This window comes from Cardinium endosymbiont of Oedothorax gibbosus, from assembly GCF_936981045.1.
GTDB lineage: Bacteria > Bacteroidota > Bacteroidia > Cytophagales > Amoebophilaceae > Cardinium.
This window is the reverse complement of the sequence record NZ_OW441264.1, coordinates 683,500-701,112: the sequence shown is the minus strand read 5'-3', so window position 1 is coordinate 701,112 and position 17,613 is coordinate 683,500. Positions and strand designations below refer to the sequence as shown.

Here is a 17,613-nt window from a genome sequence, read left to right as displayed (position 1 = left end):
CACCAAAAGACACGAATAACGAAACTGAAAGAAGGCTTTAACTTCATAGGTTTTTACTTTGTAAAAAGAAAGAGTCCAACAAGTGGCAGAAATAGCATTTATGTATTTCCAACGAAACAATCCCAACAAAGCATCCGTAACAGACTAAAATACCTGACTTGTAGAAAAGCACCAATCAAACCTCAAACATTCATCGAGCAAATAAAACCAGTAGTGTTAGGATGGGTTAACTATTTTAAACATACGAATTCCAGTGAAGCTTTTGTTAGATTGCAGAACTTTATTAATAACCGATTTCGCAGATACTTAACCCATAGAAGAAAAGGCCGTGGGTGTGGGTGGCAAAGCTATCCCAATAGCAAACTCTATACAATGGGGATGTTGTACATTGGTAGTGGAATGATTAAGTATCCTGAGAGAGTTGTGCAAAGTTTATGAAGAAGACTGTCGGACCGCCCTATTCGGGAAAACTGAACGTACCTTAGGATGAGAAGGGAATGGGTAAACAATGAAGAATCAAGTTAGTCAGCTACTGTATTGCGAGCAATCAGAAGCAATAGATATGCTTAATTTTAAGTGGTCCAACCATTTCTTTACTCTAGACCATTGTAGAGATAGAAAACATTCCTATGATTCAAAAAGGACAAGTAATCGGAGCTAAAAATCATCTTTCTACTTTTGAGAATTTTGTTATGCTAATGGCCGAATAATAACCAATATATATCCAAAACTTCACTTAAAAGAAAAGACGTTACTAACGAAAATATAGACGCGACAGAACCGGTAGATAGTGGTGTATCTTCACCAGAAAAAGTAAGGTTTTCTTTTATAAATTTAACTTGCACGCCTTTACCTGTAAGGTACTTGATAATGCCTCTCAGATCTTCTAGGTTTCTGACCATTCGGTCCATACTATGCACAAAGACAATATTTCCTTGGCGGACAAAATCCAATAACAGTTCTAACTGGGGTCTATTTTTATCTTTTCCACTGGCTCTATCTATAAAGACACGATCTAGTGGAATATTGTCTAGTTATCGTTCTATGTTTTGTTCTAATTGTGCTCACATGCACATATCCTATTTTTTGTCCATTCATCTTTAGGAATGTAAATTTAGCGTCTAAGACGCTACTGAAAATGCGTGAATATATTAAAAAATAGACTTTAATGGCACACGTTTTAGGTAAGTTTATAGTATGTCATTAGACTATAACCTAAATAAACATTTTCCCTTAAGAATTTTATTTCCAGTGTTAAATACCATGAATGATAAACCTAAATAAATTATAATATTGAATATGAGACATATAGATATATATTAACTTAACAATTAAGTTGTATGACTATAATTATTTGTAGATTTTATTAATCTTTTGTACACTTATTGAATTGAATTATTCAAGGTGCTATTAATATTCTGAATTTAAGTTTGGCTTATGGTAAGTATGATAAAGATATATGGGAACAAAAAATATGCATTCATTTCATTAACTGTATTATTATTATGGTTTTTTAGTTTTTCCTTACAATCTTGCAGCTCTATTGGGCGGAACAAGTCGAATATAACTCCTATTACAAGTCAGGATCTATTAGGACAAGCACAACAAGCAAATGAGCCATTGATCCGGGAATTAGTTGATAAAATTGATTTATTAGAACAGAGTGGATTTGTAGGAGGTGTAGATCCTAATCATAATGACATAAGAAAGCATTTTATGTTTGTATTTCATCATTCTCTTACTCATAGACAAAACAACATTCCTTTGCAAAATAGGCTCGCTTTTTTTCAAAACCCAAATAATGTTGATGCTCAAAATTTAGTTTGGAACTGTAGACAAGTGAACATAACAAATAGAAGGACTGGGATACAAAGACAAGTATTAGAGTTTAGGCTAAGGAATCTTTTATTCTCAGCAAACGCTCCAGCAGGTAATTTGCATAGGGCAAGAGAAGGGAGAGCACCCGATGTTCTATACAATGGCGTATTGGAAAGTGTAGAAATAGATCATCTTCTTAAAAATAATGATATTGTGATTGAGCTGCCACAAGCTTTACATCAACAAAAAACCTTACTTATAGATAATCTAGTAAATCCTCCTCAAGAAGGAGTAATTAGGGACGCTCGTTCTCACTGGACAAGAAGGGCCAATCTTGGCCATGACTAATGATATTATATGACATTACATGAGTAGATCAGGGATACATTTCAACTTTACAAATCGAAGAAAAAATAGATTACATACAGACAAACAACCAAATTAAATAATTAATTATATTATGAACTCTAAAGCAATTCATCTTATTCTAAGTGCAAGAAATATATACCTTTTATTATTCATATGTATAATACACTTAGGTTGTTCATCAAGTTGTCGTTATCAAATGGAAAAAGGAAGTGGTGATTCAGATCGTCCATCTGGTTCTAAGATAGCATCTATGCCTAGTGTGGGTGAAGGTGATATTAATACACAGCTAGATGAAAAGATAAAAAAGTTCTTGGATGAGGAAGGTTCTAAAGAAGGATCACCTATAGCTAAAAGGATCAAAGAAGAATTACCTAAGACTAAAAAAAAATTTAAACAAGGAACATCTGTATCTGATAGCGAAATAAATAAGATAATTAAAAAATTAGATAAGAGTATAGACATACCCAATATAGACAAAGAGTACAATGAATTTTTAAATAAATATGGATGCATATATGGAGAAGGATTTGAGATATGTGGACCTATTGAAGGTACTATTGATAGCAAAATGAAGACTGAATATATATCATTAAAACAACTTGGATTTGAGAATCGTTGTAAGATGAATAGAATGACAGAAGAAGAAGTAAAATCCTGCTGGTTAATAGCTGAAATAGATCAAGGAGATCAATATTATATAAAATATAAAAAAAATAAGAAATGGCTTATATACTCTATGGATCGTTATGGTAAGTCTAAGATATTTGCTAAAAATTTCTTGGAATTTTTGGATAAGTTCTTTGAAGCTTATGAAATAAAAACAGAAGAAGGAGATTCTGAAGAAGAAGAATACTCCGAGTTAACTAAATAGTATTTAGTTGTGTGATTCGTAGAGGTTGTTACAACTTGATTGTCCGATCAAGTTGTAACAACCTCTAGAGCCTGTAAACCATTTTGTGTAAATAGGGTACTAGGCAAAATCGTTCGTAAATGCACGCTCAATGGTGTCAACTTAAGGCAAAATATGAGTAATTATTTGCTTAGTAACGTGAGTTCGAGATTATATTATTTTTTCATTTGATAATCAATATTAATAAAAATTAATAAAATTTGTTTTATAGACGGTTAAATAGGTAGTTGAATAACAAATAATTCTGATAATCAGTTTATTGTATATATTATATTTATAAAATTAGATATAAAAACTTGTTAAATAGGTGCAAATATTAACTAAATAATTGATATTAAATTTTTGTAAATCAGTCAAATAAATCCCGAACTCACGTTAACCAGATTATCCAAAGGAGCCAGTTATGAATGTAGAAAAATTAGTTGAAATATATTATACTGTTGATGAATTTCTCATAAAGTTTATGCCGTATATGGAAAAACAACTGTTAACCAACTCTAAAAGAAAACCCACTAGAACTTGTTCATTAACTTTGAGTGAAATAATGACTGTTCTTATTGCCTTTCATGTGATTGGTTTTAGAAATTTTAAGTCTTATTATATTCATTTACAGCAATTTCATTCTAGTAAATTTGGAAAGTTAGTAAGCTAGAATAGATTTATAGAACTGATCCAAAGAACGTTAGTTCCCTTGTACTGTTTTACACAAAGTCTTGCTAAAACAAAAACAGATTGTTATTTTATGGATGCAACAGCCATCAAGGTTTGCCATATCAAAAGAGCCTATACGCACAGGGTTTTTAAATCGATTGCTACTAAAGGTAAAACCAGCATCGGTTGGTTTTTTGGATTAAAGTTGCACTTGATAGTCAATGATTTAGGAGAAATTATGAATTTTCAACTGACCACAGGTAAAACTAATGATAGGCTTCCTGTAGAAAATTTATGTAAACACTTGATGGGTAAAATGTTTGCCGATAAAGGTTACATAAGCAAAGATTTATTTAAAAAACTGATCGAGAAAGGCGTGGAACTCATTACCCAAATCAGAAAAAATATGAAAAATGCTTTTATGCCACTCTGGGATAAACTGATGCTTAGAAAACGATCTATAATTGAAACTATTATAGATCAGCTCAAAAATATTAGCCAGATAGAACATTCCAGGCATAGAAGCATACCTAATTTTCTAGTCAATTTGATAGCTGGAATTACAGCTTATGCACTAAAAGAGAAAAAACCTTCTATAACTAATATATATATGACTGGTTCACAATACGTCTAATCCCGAACTGAGGTTGATAGAATCAGGTGTAGACCTTTCCAGACTTTTTGATCAAGACGGCTTACTCAAACAATTAAGTAAGCGTCTTGTAGAAAAAGCATTACAGTCAGAAATGGATGACCATTTAGGTTATAATAAGTATGCACGTAGTGATTCAGAGAATGTACGTAATAGATTATCCAGTAAGCAAGTTATTACTGATAATGGCGTTATATCGGTTGAAGTACCCAGAGATAGAGCATCGACTTTTGAACCTATTTTATTGCCTAATCGTCAAACAAGAATTCCTAGTTTGGATGATAAGATCTTATCTTTACATGCTAAAGGTATGAGTCTGTCAGATATTCAGATTCAAATACAGGAATTATATGGCGCAGAAGTAAGTGAAAGCCTGATAAGTAACATCACAGACTCTGTTATTGAAGATGTTAAGATATGGCAAAATCATCCCTTAGAATCAGTCTATTCTATTGTTTTTTTTGATTGCTTTGTAGTTAAAGTTAGACAAGATAAGTGCATCATCAACAAGGCAGTCTATGTTGCTTTAGGTATAGATAGATCTAGCATAAAGGATGTTTTAGGGCTTTGGATGAGTGAAAATGAAGGGGCTAAATTTTGGTTAGGCAATTTAACAGAACTCAAAAATCGGGGTATGAACGATATGCTCATTGCATGTACAGATAATTTGTCAGGCATGTCTGAGGCCATTGCTGCTGTATACCCAAAAACGGAACATCAGCTCTGTATTGTTCATGCAATTAGGGGTAGTTTGCAGTATGTTTCTTATAAACATAGAAAGGTATTAGTTGCTGATTTAAAACCAATTTATACAGCAGTTACCGAGCAAGAAGCATTGATGGCCTTAGAAGCTTTTGCTACTAAGTGGAATCAACAATACCCACAAATAGCCCAATCTTAGTATGCTAACTGGGATAATCTGATGGTATTTTTACAGTACCCTAATGCCATACGTAAGGTCATTTACACAACAAATGTTTGGAATCTGTAAATAGCCAATTTCGTAGAGTTACCAAAAATAAAAAAGTGTTCCCTAACGATCTAGCTGTTTTTAAAACATTATATCTAACTATTAACTACATGACTAAAAAATGGACCACCTCTATTCATAACTGGAGCGAGACTATGGCACATTTTTTAATTAAATTTGAAAACAGAATTGAATAAAACCAAAAAATAATTTACACACTTAAGTGGACAGATCCGAAGCAATAGATATGCTTAATTTTAAGTGGTCCAACCATTTCTTTACTCTAGACCATTGCAGGGATAGAAAACACTCCTATGATTCAAAAAGGACAAGTAATCGGAGCTAAAAATCATCTTTCTACTTTTGAGAATTTTGTTATGCTAATGGCCGAATAATAACCAATATATATCCAAAACTTCACTTAAAAGAAAAGACGTTACTAACGAAAATGTAGACGCGACAGAACAAAATTTTGGGAATCCTTCTATAGAGCTTGATATTTGGGCTGCTTTCTTATCAAGAAAAAAGATATAAGCGTTTAGAATTGCTCGTTAGGATTGTTTGCCTGGACGCTTTAGCCCCCCCATAGACGCTTTGTATACCGATACATTCCCTCGAATTTCTTGTGCAATTTTTTTTAACGTTTGCATACCTTTACGAACCCTTGTTCCAGCTGCTTTATTGTCTTTCTCGTAGAATTTATGAAACTCATCTTCTAATGAAAGTACTAATGTTTTTAATTCTTCAAATCGATTCATGGCATAATACCTATTTAGACTTATTAGGTGGTTTTATTTTCCCATAAAATGTCTATTATGGTTCCTGGTACTAACTAAAGATAATACCCAAATGCTGGGCCTTCAGTAAGGTTGGCTCCTGCTTACCTTTCTACTCTATGAATCTAATAATTTTTGATCAAATTATGCTGATCTTTCTTGAAATTTTTAACCTGTTGCATACATCTAAGACCTTAGCAATTTCTATGGTACTTTGTTCTTGTTTGTTTCCTAATTTAACATGAGTTCGGGATTTATTTGACTGATTTACAACAATTTAATATCAATTATTTAATTAATATTTGCACCTATTTAACAAGTTTTTATATCTAATTTTATAAATATAATATATATAATAAACTGATTACCAGAATTATTTGTTATTCAACTACCTATTTAACTGTCTATAAAACAAATTTTATAAATTTTCATTGATATTGATTATCAAATGAAAAAATAATCTAATCCCGAACTCAGGTTAATTTAAAGTACAAAAGAGCTTTTTTAATGTCTTTTTCCCTGGTAGTAAGCCAGGCTACTACTGGCCCTGAAGCACTCCTCTTAATTGGATCTGCAGGGTGGATGTTGATTTTATATCTTTAGGTGGGCACTTTCAGCAAATAAACGCTTTTTGCGCGTCTGCGCTAGTATCTGTTCAAGTCAGTGGTAAATGTATATCTTACTTTATTTACTTGCTATTGTGTCACTGCCATCCCAGACCTTTGGATCAGGTATTTTATGTTCTTGCAGCGCCAACCGATAAACTTGATCTACAGAATCTACATAATGAATGATTAAATTTTCACGGTAGATTTCTTTAATCTCTTGCACATCTTTTTTGTTCTTGCTACTCAGTATAATCTCTTTTATGCCCACACGTTTTGCGGCCAGAATTTTTTCTTTAATGCCACCTACGGGCAGTACTTCCCCCCGTAAGGTAATTTCTCCTGTCATAGCTAAGCGGTCTTTTACCTTTTTTTGCGTATAGAGGGAGGCTAATGAGGTAAAAAGGGTAATCCCTGCAGAAGGACCATCCTTAGGAACTGCGCCAGAGGGCACATGAATGTGCAAATCATAATTTTCAAATACACTATGTGCTACATCAAGGTATTGGTCATTTGCTTTTAGGTAAGAAAGCGCTGTCATGGCAGATTCTTTCATCACTTCTCCTAAGTGACCAGACAAATTAACCTTTCCTTTTCCCTTACTCAACACAGATTCTATAAAGAGAATTTCACCACCAGCAGCCGTCCAGGCTAAGCCAACTGAAACACCAGGCAGGGGCGTGGTTTGGTAGGGTGTTTGATCAAATGGTTCTGAACCGAGTAAAGTAATAATATCTGATTGTTTGAGTTTTTTAGTGTAAGCTTTGCCTAAAGCAATGGATTTAGCAGTCTTTCTGCAAATATTGGCCAATTGACGCGATAGTTCACGTACACCAGATTCCCGCGTATAACTTGCTATAATAGTGGACAAAGCATCATCTTGTATTATTAAATCAGTAGCTTTAAGGCCATGTTCTTTTCTTTGTTTCTGGAAAAGATATTTTTTTGCAATTTCTATCTTTTCTTCTAGAAGATAGCCACTCACTTCAATAACCTCCATTCTGTCTTGTAAAGGAGCTGGAATACGGTCCATCGCGTTGGCAGTGGCTACAAACAAAATATTAGAAAGATCGTATGGCACCTCTAAAAAATTATCAACAAAAGCATTGTTTTGCTCTGGATCTAGGACTTCTAGTAGGGCAGAGGCGGGATCTCCACGCATCCCATCTATTTTATCTATTTCATCTAATACAATAACAGGATTGGATGCGCCGCTCTTTTGAATGTTATAGATAATTTTTCCAGGCATAGCGCCAATATAGGTTTTTCTATGACCACGTACCTCAGCTTCATCATTTAACCCACCTAGTGCAATACGTGCATATTTCCTACCCATTGCTTTTGCAATAGACTTACCCAAGGAGGTTTTGCCTACCCCAGGAGGACCACATAAACATAAAATAGGCCCTTTCATATTTTTTTTTAGCTGTAAAACAGCTAAATATTCTAAAAGACGCTCTTTTACTTTTTCAATACCATAGTGGTCCGCATCAAAAATCTTCTTGGCTCGGTTCAGGTCTAGGTTATCTTTCGTATAGGTTTCCCAAGGAAGATCTACGAGTAGCTCTGCATGGTTGATGCTAATGGAATATTCTGGACTATGGGGACTCATCCGCTCCGCTTTTTCCAATGCTTTTTTAAAGTAAGCTGCTACTTCCTTAGGCCATTGTTTTTTATTGCCTTTTTCACGTAATGCATCGATTTCGTCGGAAAGATCATTTTCGCCTAGTTCATCTTGTAGGACTTTTACCTGTTGCCTTAAGTAGTAATCTCGTTGCTGCTGACTAATGTCAGAGTGAGCTTTATCCTGAATCTCTTTTTTAAGCTCTGAAATTTCTAGTTCCCTTAAAAGATGCTTTAAAAGTAAGTTGGCGCGTTTCGTGCTATTGCTTAACTCTAGTAGCTTTTGCTTATAGTGGATATCTGTATTTAAATTAGAAGCTAAAAAGTAGGTAAGAAAATCTAGACTTTTAATATTGGTCAACGCGGCTTCTGCTTCACTAGAAACATCAGATCGAAATCTAAGGATCTTAATCGCAACATCTTTCAATGACTGCATCAGTGCAAGCACTTTTTTATCCTCTTTATAGGGTTGGTCTTTAAGTAGTTGAATGGTAGCTTCTAGCCCAAATGACTCTGTAAAGAGTTGGATCGTTTGAAATCTTTGCTTGCCATGTACCAAAGCAATCGTTTTATCATTTGGTAAATTGATGATTTTAATAATTTTGGCCAATGTTCCTATTAGGTAAATATCTGTTTGCTTACCTTCAAAGGTTTCTGGGTTGCGTTGTGCAATGATGCCTAATAGGCCATCTCTTTCATGTATGGCTTCTATCAAATGCATGGCTTGCCTTTCTTTGACAGTAATAGGTACTACAACATTGGGAAAAAGAACCGTATTACGAAGTGCCAACAAGGGTATTCTACCTTGGGTGTTATCGTCGGAGAGTTGTTCTTTTTTATCAGAGACAATCAGCTCCACCATGCCGCCTATGCCATCCTCACCCCATGCAGAAGTAAGCCTTCCATCCATTGCTAGTGACTTATTGAAGTACATATGCTTGGTTTACATTTACCTGTTTATCATTTTATCACTTTGTATGGTAATACAAGCAAATAATATGCCAGAAAAGTGAAAACAGTAGGCTTATAACTTATAATAACTTACGAATATCATTACCGAATGCATAAAGCATCAGTAAAAGTATAAGGAGCATACCCAATTTTTGGGCGCCTTGTAAAAATCTATCGGAAGGCTTTCTGCCAGATAGTGCTTCATATAATATACATGAGGCATGTCCTCCATCTAATGCTGGAATGGGCAGCAAGTTGACTAAGGCAATCGCGATGGATAAAGAGGCAACCAGTACCCAGAATCTATACCCAATAAATTCATCTCCAAAACTTTGGGCAATGCCAATGGGGCCACTTAAAGATTTTAAACTAAGTTTGCCTGTGATAAGTTTCCAGATGGCTAAAAATTGCCCTTGCATTAACTCCAAAGCTTTTCCTAGACCCACAGGGATAGATTCTATAAATGAATAATTTAGTTTCTCATACTTAGGCCCGGCCAATTGAATACCTAATCTTTTGGGGTCCATCTGAATGTGGGTAGACATTTTTATACCATTCCGCAAATAGGTCACTTCGACTGTTTTGTCCCAATAAGTATCAACTACCTGGGCCAATTCATGTAGATAAGGGGTAGCTAGGCTACCTAGTTCAATAATTTGATCTCCAGCCATTAAGCCTGCTTGCGCAGCACTGCTGTTTGTGGCAACAGCGTGAATCAAACAAGGACAAATGGGCGTTACAATCCCCCCTTTTTTTAACGCTGATAGGCTTTCTATGACTTTATCTGGAATGGGTAGATCTAAGAGCTTACCCGCTCTTTTGATGGTATAGTAACTTTTATTACGGAGTAAAAGGTTGGGTGATAAGATCGCATTAAAATCTTCAAAATTTTTTCCATTGATTTTGATAATTTGATCCCCTGTTTTAAAACCCATTTGGCTACCTATGGCATTTGGCACAATGCCATATTTATTTACTTCATCTTTAGGCAAATAGCTATGCCCCACCATGTAGGTTATACCAATCCATATGAGCATGCCACTAATCAGGTTAAAAATAATACCCCCTAATATAGTGAGGAACCGCTGCCAAGCTGGCTTTGAACGAAACTCCCAAGGTTGTGGGGCATTTTGCAAATGATCGACAGCTAATGACTCATCCACCATGCCTGCAATCTGCACGGCTCCACCTAAAGGAATGGATCCTAAGGCATATTCCGTTTCACCCCATTTCACTTTAAATATTTTAGGCGGGTATCCGATTATGTAGCTATTGACCCGCATTTTAAATAGCTTAGCAAAAAGTAAGTGACCCAATTCATGGGTGCCAACTATAATGAATAGAGCTGCCAAAAATTGAATCATCTTAATAAGGAATGTCATGTGGTATAAGAATTGTTATCTTAAATTTTGGTAGTTCATAAATATAAGCAAAAAATAAAAAATATGTTCTAAAGGCATGATACACGCTGCGCCATCTATGGGCAAAAAGGACCCGTTGGCCAGAAAGAACCTTTATAAAATATAACTGCTAAGATTTTTCCGTTTTATTAAGTCAGCTAGCGCTTCTTGGACCATTTCTTTGGTGATGGTAATGGCTGTATAGGGGGCAATGGTATCTGGCACATCAAATAGTATGGGTGTTAACAGATGGCTCATTACGGTTTGCAACCGCCTTGCACCAATATTTTCTATCTCTGCATTGAGCAGGTAAGCAGTGGCTGCAATTTCTTGTTTTGCCTCTGGGGTAAACTCTAGCCTAACCTTTTCTACTGATAACAGAGCTTGATACTGGATCGGTAGTGCACTTTTAGGTTCATCTAGGATTTTATAAAAATCCTTTTGTGAAAGGTTGTCTAATGTCACACGAATAGGGAACCGGCCTTGTAATTCTGGAATCAGGTCAGATGGTTTAGTCATATGAAACGCACCTGCCCCAATAAAAAGAATATGATCTGTGTCGATCGGGCCATGTTTGGTTTGTACCGTACTGCCCTCTACAATGGGTAAAAGATCGCGTTGCACCCCTTCTCGACTTACACCTGGACTATTGCTTGAACTGGTATCGGCAATTTTATCAATTTCATCTATAAAAATAATACCTGTGTTGCTGGCTCTGGCTAAGGCTTCTTCTCTAACCGCGCTCATATCAATCAGCTTGGTGAGTTCCTCTGTCAATAGTAACGTGCGTGCCTCTGCAATGGTAACTTTTCTTTTTTTAGTTTGTTTGGGTAAAAAACTGCTGAGCATATCTTGAAAGTTCATGACCAATCCTTCGTCCATAGCAGGCCCTATCCCTAGACTACTTATATTACCAGAAGGGGTAGGATTGGTTATTTTAATTTCGATTTGCTGTTGATCTAGTGCGCCACTTCTTAGCTTTTCACGAAAACGATCTCGAGTAATAGTATGGTTGCTTTGGCCCTCATCTAAGGATAGGTCTACTGTTTTTTTTGGATGAAGGGGAGGAAGCAATATATCTAAAATAATTTCTTCTACTTGCCTAGTCGCTTTGTGTTGGAGTGCTTCCATTTTTTCTGCCTTTACCATGGCTACGGTACGTTCTACTAAATCCCTGACCATGCTCTCTACATCACGTCCTACATAGCCCACTTCTGTAAATTTAGAGGCTTCTACTTTAGTAAAAGGCACCTTTGCAATTTTGGCCAACCGTCTAGCTATTTCTGTTTTGCCTACGCCAGTTGGCCCAATCATTAAAATGTTGTTCGGGACAATGTCTTCCTTAAGCACTTCAGTAACCTGCATTCTACGCCATCTATTGCGCAATGCAACTGCAACGTTGCGTTTAGCTTCTGCTTGACCGATAATATATTTATCAAGTTCTTGTACAATTGCTTTGGGTGTAAGTGCATGCGGATCAGTTGACATCATTTCTAGTTGGTTGGGTCTATATAAGTTGCTTGGTCGCAATACCTTATCTGTCTTATCTTTAAGACGGTAGGGCTGCGTCGTTGGCACCTAACGCTGCTTGAATTTACTAATTTTTGAAGATTAAATAACTATATTGAAAACAGTTGTGCAAATCTATGTACTGTGCAGTTATTAAAGTTCGAAGTGTAAGAAAACCCTTCTAAAAGCTTGTGGAAAAATTAGAAAGTTTCGCTCAGTATAAATTTTAAGTAATTGTGGTAATTAATGCACTAATAATGATTAAGCGTAGGACATACTTTATGCGTACCAATCGGATATTCTGGGTGGTGCTAGTATCTTTTGGATTTATGTCACTTGCTGTTTGCAGTAGCTTACCAAGCAGGTACGGTATGGCTAACGATTAAAATCAGCAAGCAAAATTGTTGAATCCAGATAGCCTTGTATCCATTTCCTTACAACAACTTGTTGCATTTGGTCAGTAAGCCGAGTTGGAAGAGTTTCTGGGTAAAGGGATCGATATCGAATTATTAAATAGACTTAATCGGAACGGATCTGCTCTACTCCATCTGGCACTACAACATGGGCATGTAGGGGTAGTCAATGCTTTGATAACCAAAGGTATAGATGTGAATCTACAAGATAGTAATGGGGCTACTGCATAGAATAGTTAGCTATATAACGTTTATAAAACTATTCGTCCTCTAGTATTAGTGACCACTCCGTAGATATTAATTGACTGATAATCAATTATTAAAATTGCATAATCCTTGCTAGTTTCATCATATAAATCATTCAAAATCATTCACTTTTAGCACACTTTTAATCCCGAATCATGTTATAAGTGTCATGAAAACGATAACGCATCCCCCTTTTTTAGCAGAAGTTATTTCGCATGTAAATAAGTCCAATAGTGTGGGGAAATGCCTTTTCATATTTCCCAATCAACTATCTATTGATTATTTCCAATCCTTATGTAATAAGGAAAGGTGGCAAGATAGTTGTGTAACCTTGCATCAGTTGATGCTGACGCATAGTAGGATAGCGCCTCTACCTACTTTGGCTTTGTTAAGCAGGCTACATCGATTGGCCGAGCACATTTTAAATAGAAAGGAATCTTTTGAGCAATTTTATGGTTGGGGCTTTACCCTTTTACAAGATTTTAATACTATAGATAACCATCTTGTAAATGGTGCTGAGTTGTTTGCATCTTTAATGGAACAAAAACAACTGACCAGCGATGCTTTTGTAAGTCAGAAGGCGAGTGCACTACCATTATTGCAACCAAAAGAAGCGCTGCTTTTTTGGAAACAATTGCCTCTGCTCTATCAATCTTTTAGAAAAAAGTTAATAGGAGAAGGGAAAGGGTATGAAGGGTTATGCTATAGCATGGCCCAACCCTTACCGGAAATAATGGCTCAGGAGCTGATCTTTGTTGGATTTAATTTGCTAACGCCTGCTCAAGAACAGTTTATTAGGCAATTCCAGGCAGTTGTTTTGACCACCTTTTTCTGGGATGTGGATAGCCATTATTTGGATAATGCAGTCAACCTAGCGGGCCATTATCTACGCCAGCATAGGGAAAAAAAATGGTTCCAGAAAAATTTTGTGCCAGGTACTTATTTCAATGATCCCCATAAAAAGGTCTTTCTAAGAGAAGCATCTACTATGGTAGCCCAAGTGCAAGCAGTGGTAGCTGCCCTACAAGAAAAAACAGATGATGGCAAGCCAAAGTTTTTGCCTTGCCAAACCGCAATCGTAGTAAGTGGTAGCGATCTACTGATACCTTTACTGGATCACCTCTCTAACCTACCTATTTCGCTGCATTGTAGATTGGATTATCCATTTAGTGCTACGGTTGTCTATACCTTAGTAGCGCGATTGGTAGCGCTTTGGGAAGCCTTTATTGCAGAGAGGGAGGAAATATATCGCTATATGGCTGATGTATTGGCATTATGGTATCCGTTTGCAGAAGCAGCGGTGCAATCGCAGCTTACTGCTATACGCCAATCATTGGATGAACGTAAGGTATATCACGTCTTTGACCTATGGTTGCATCAGGAGGGTATGTTGCCCTACCTTCAGGAAGGAGTAACCTATATATATAACCATTGTATAACGTCAGATCATCTTTTCTTGGAACTGAATAAAACGGCATTATACCATGTATTGGTCTACATAAAGGAGTTGCGAGCAGAAATGGCTACCTGTTCTGCTTCTTGTTTCTTAAATGGTTTAAAGCAAAGTAGGATGCTATTTCATAAAGCTAATCCTGTGACGGGTCTCTATATTGTAGAGGTTTCTGAATCCTATAATTTAGATTTTGAACATGTTTTCTTTCTGAATATGAATGAAGGGTGCTTCCCTAAGGTTACCTATAATGATTCTTTTTTACCTTATGACTTATGTTATAGTTTTGGGCTGCCATTGGCAGATAAAGTAGCAGAAAATAAAACCGCTTATGGATTTTATAGATTACTGCAGCGCGCCCAAAATGTGTATGGTTACTATGCTCCAAAAAATCATTTAGAGGCTTCTAATGAAATGAGTCGATTGTTGCTACAATTGACTTTTGATAGCAAGTTAAAAATGATACCGTCTTATCATTCCATGCAGCTTCTAGAAAGGACAATAGCTACTATAGCTATTCAGAAAGACCATGCAGTGATGCAGTTATTAGATAGGTTTTTGGTAAAAGAGGCAGTAGCTGCTGCTAGCATAACGCCTGCTGCGCTCATCTCTTACTTGTCTTGTCCACTTCAATTTTATTTTAGCTATTTGCTGCAACTAAAGCAGACGGCGTTGCCAAAAGATGGGGCAGAGGCTGTGCAGTTGGGTATATTATTTCATGATGTTATGGCAAGGTTGTATCAACCTTTTATAGGCATGCAGATAGATACAAGCGTTGTAGTGCAGCTACAATCAAAAATAAAAACAAAGATAGAGGAAGCTATAGCTGCGTGGCGTACTGCACCCGGTATGCCTATCTTACTTCGTGCGCTACTGGAAAAACTCTTAACAGCTATGTTGGACATAGATGGTGCAGATGCGCCATTTACCCTTTTGGGCGTTGAGGTAGCTATAAAGCAGCCAATGGTTTTAGATGCACAAAGGAAGGTCTGGTTGAGCGGTGTGATAGATCGTATAGATAGGCAAAACCATTTGATCCGTATTATAGATTATAAGACAGGTTTATCCAATTGTAAAATATCGAGCATAGCTACCTTATTTGATCCTACTAAGATTAAAAAAAACAGGGCTATTTTTCAGCTTTTTTTTTACGCTTGGCTTTTTCAGTCTCTACATGGAGCAGATGATCCGCAACTGATCATGCCCTACTTGATCCATATTCAGGAGATCTTTTTAAAAGATTATAGGCCTGGTATCTTTATACAACAGCCTGATAATGGTAAAAAGTACCAACGAATAAAAGATATGATGGCACATGCGCAACCATTTGAAGAGGGACTCAAGGAACTGCTTGTAGAAATATTTAATCCTGTTATACCTTTTGTACAAACAGAAGATCTTGAAATATGTGCCTATTGTCCATACGTGCGTATTTGTCAAAGAGATTAGTGTATAGAAGCGGGTTCTGTCGCGTCTATATTTTCGTTAGCAACGTCTTTTCTTTTAAGTGAAGCTTTGGATATATATTGGTTATTATTCGGCCATTAGCATAACAAAATTCTCAAAAGTAGAAAGATGATTTTTAGCTCCGATTACTTGTCCTTTTTGAATCATAGGAATGTTTTCTATCTCTACAATGGTCTAGAGTAAAGAAATGGTTGGACCACTTAAAATTAAGCATATCTATTGCTTCTGATTGCTCGCAATACAGTAGCTGACTAACTTGATTCTTCATTGTTTACCCATTCCCTTCTCATCCCAAGGTATGTTCAGTTTTCCCGAATACGGCGGTCCGACAGTCTTCTTCATAAACCTTGCACAACTCTCTCAGGATAGTTAATCATTCCACTACCAATGTACAACATCCCCATTGTATAGAGTTTGCTATTGGGATAGCTTTGCCACCCACACCCACGGCCTTTTCTTCTATGGGTTAAGTATCTGCGAAATCGGTTATTAATAAAGTTCTGCAATCTAACAAAAGCTTCACTGGAATTCGTATGTTTAAAATAGTTAACCCATCCTAACACTACTGGTTTTATTTGCTCGATGAATGTTTGAGGTTTGATTGGTGCTTTTCTACAAGTCAGGTATTTTAGTCTGTTACGGATGCTTTGTTGGGATTGTTTCGTTGGAAATACATAAATGCTATTTCTGCCACTTGTTGGACTCTTTCTTTTTACAAAGTAAAAACCTATGAAGTTAAAGCCTTCTTTCAGTTTCGTTATTCGTGTCTTTTGGTGGTTAATAATGAGCGATAACCTCCTTACTAATTCTGTGAATTTCTCCAGCGCTAAGCTAGCACTCTTACGACATACCAAAATTGCATCATCACAATACCTATGCAAGGTTGCGCTTAGCTTTTCTGGATACCCCCTTGAGTGCCACACTTGGTCTATAACATTTAGGTAGATATTACTATACAACGGTGATATTGGTGATCCTTGCGGTACTCCAACTTTCTTGCATGTAATTTTACCTTGTTTTACTATTGACGTTGTTAGGGTTTGTTTAATTAGCTTCAACATACTGCCATCTGCTATCCTTTTACTAATAAGTTTTAATAACTTTTCATGTGGGATGCTAATAAAGTATGATTGAAAATCAATCTCAACTACGCCCCATGCCTGCTGGTATAGATCTTCCCGGATCACTAAACTCGCTTGTTTGGCTCCTCGTTTCGGTCTATAGCCGTATGAACATTCATGAAAATCAGCTTCGAAGATCGGTTCAATGACTATTTTCATTGCTGTGAGCACTATGAGATCTTCTACGGTCATTACCTCTAGTGGCCTTGTTCCACCTTTAGCTTTGGGTATTTCTACCAACCTGCTTGAGGTAAATTTGTATAGCTTTGCGCGTAGTTGCTGCTGCAATTTATTGATAATCTTTGCCTCACCTTGATCTATTATATCACTTATGCTTTTACCATCAATCCCTGCTGAACCTTGATTTGCTTTGACTTGACGCCAAGCTTCCCAAAGTACATCTTTTAGATAAATTTTATCATATATACTATAAAATCTGACTTCCTTACATTGCTTGGATTTGAGATATAGAGTTCTTTGGAGTTGCTGAACTTTTAATGTTCCGTTCATAGCTTTAGGGCAATCAGACATTCTCAACTCTTTTAAACTCGTTAACTGAAGTAGGGTCCCTTTCCTCTTGAGTGGTTTCCCAATCAATACGAACGGTATTATAGACCCCGCGGACTTCTGATATCACCCTTATTGATTTCGCTTTACTTATACAATAAAGTTTCCAGTGGCC

At 36.3% G+C, this 17,613-nt stretch carries 9 protein-coding genes and 4 pseudogenes; 7 read left to right on the top strand and 6 right to left on the bottom strand.

Annotated elements, in window-relative coordinates; translation table 11 throughout:
• Positions 1 to 1,437: 1,437 nt before the first annotated feature.
• The 5 genes and pseudogenes from NBW36_RS05640 to NBW36_RS03205 all read left to right on the top strand — a co-directional run.
• A complete protein-coding gene (locus NBW36_RS05640) occupies positions 1,438 to 2,166 on the top strand; it encodes a hypothetical protein (RefSeq protein WP_250237728.1) in 729 nt (242 codons plus the stop codon).
• A gap of 217 nt (positions 2,167 to 2,383) precedes the next feature.
• Positions 2,384 to 3,058 (top strand): SMI1/KNR4 family protein, encoded by a 675-nt coding sequence (locus NBW36_RS05635; protein WP_250237726.1) that lies wholly within the window; start codon positions 2,384 to 2,386, stop codon positions 3,056 to 3,058.
• A 442-nt stretch (positions 3,059 to 3,500) separates the two neighbouring features.
• A pseudogene (locus tag NBW36_RS03220) lies at positions 3,501 to 4,382 on the top strand (IS982 family transposase).
• A pseudogene (locus tag NBW36_RS03215) lies at positions 4,363 to 5,567 on the top strand (IS256 family transposase). Before NBW36_RS03220 ends, NBW36_RS03215 begins: the two co-directional pseudogenes overlap by 20 nt.
• A gap of 90 nt (positions 5,568 to 5,657) precedes the next feature.
• Positions 5,658 to 5,765 (top strand): annotated as a pseudogene (locus NBW36_RS03205) (IS6 family transposase); the annotation flags it as partial.
• Positions 5,766 to 5,921: 156 nt separating this feature from the next.
• Here the strand turns inward: NBW36_RS03205 and NBW36_RS03200 are convergent.
• From NBW36_RS03200 to hslU, 4 genes are all read right to left on the bottom strand, one after another.
• Positions 5,922 to 6,128, bottom strand: coding sequence for a BF3379 family histone-like protein (locus NBW36_RS03200; RefSeq protein ID WP_250237720.1), 207 nt, complete (start codon positions 6,126 to 6,128; stop codon positions 5,922 to 5,924).
• Positions 6,129 to 6,830: 702 nt separating this feature from the next.
• The gene (gene lon, locus NBW36_RS03195; protein ID WP_250237718.1) at positions 6,831 to 9,308 is read right to left on the bottom strand and encodes an endopeptidase La; all 2,478 of its coding nucleotides are present in this window, start codon (positions 9,306 to 9,308) and stop codon (positions 6,831 to 6,833) included.
• 97 nt (positions 9,309 to 9,405) lie between these two features.
• Positions 9,406 to 10,707: an RIP metalloprotease RseP gene (gene rseP / locus NBW36_RS03190; protein ID WP_256465570.1), complete on the bottom strand. Its 1,302-nt coding sequence runs from the start codon at positions 10,705 to 10,707 to the stop codon at positions 9,406 to 9,408.
• A gap of 132 nt (positions 10,708 to 10,839) precedes the next feature.
• Complete coding sequence (gene hslU, locus NBW36_RS03185; RefSeq protein WP_250239098.1) at positions 10,840 to 12,213, bottom strand: ATP-dependent protease ATPase subunit HslU; 1,374 nt, start codon at positions 12,211 to 12,213, stop codon at positions 10,840 to 10,842.
• Between the two features lie 491 nt (positions 12,214 to 12,704).
• Between hslU and NBW36_RS03180 the strand changes: the two genes are divergently transcribed.
• The gene (locus tag NBW36_RS03180; protein WP_250237715.1) at positions 12,705 to 12,878 is read left to right on the top strand and encodes an ankyrin repeat domain-containing protein; all 174 of its coding nucleotides are present in this window, start codon (positions 12,705 to 12,707) and stop codon (positions 12,876 to 12,878) included.
• A gap of 184 nt (positions 12,879 to 13,062) precedes the next feature.
• On the top strand, positions 13,063 to 15,792 hold the full coding sequence (locus NBW36_RS03175) for a PD-(D/E)XK nuclease family protein (RefSeq protein ID WP_250237714.1): 2,730 nt from the start codon (positions 13,063 to 13,065) through the stop codon (positions 15,790 to 15,792).
• Between the two features lie 84 nt (positions 15,793 to 15,876).
• Here the strand turns inward: NBW36_RS03175 and NBW36_RS03170 are convergent.
• Positions 15,877 to 15,984: pseudogene (locus NBW36_RS03170) on the bottom strand (IS6 family transposase); the annotation flags it as partial.
• A 164-nt stretch (positions 15,985 to 16,148) separates the two neighbouring features.
• On the bottom strand, positions 16,149 to 17,462 hold the full coding sequence (ltrA, locus tag NBW36_RS03165; protein WP_250237713.1) for a group II intron reverse transcriptase/maturase: 1,314 nt from the start codon (positions 17,460 to 17,462) through the stop codon (positions 16,149 to 16,151).
• Positions 17,463 to 17,613 lie beyond the last annotated feature (151 nt).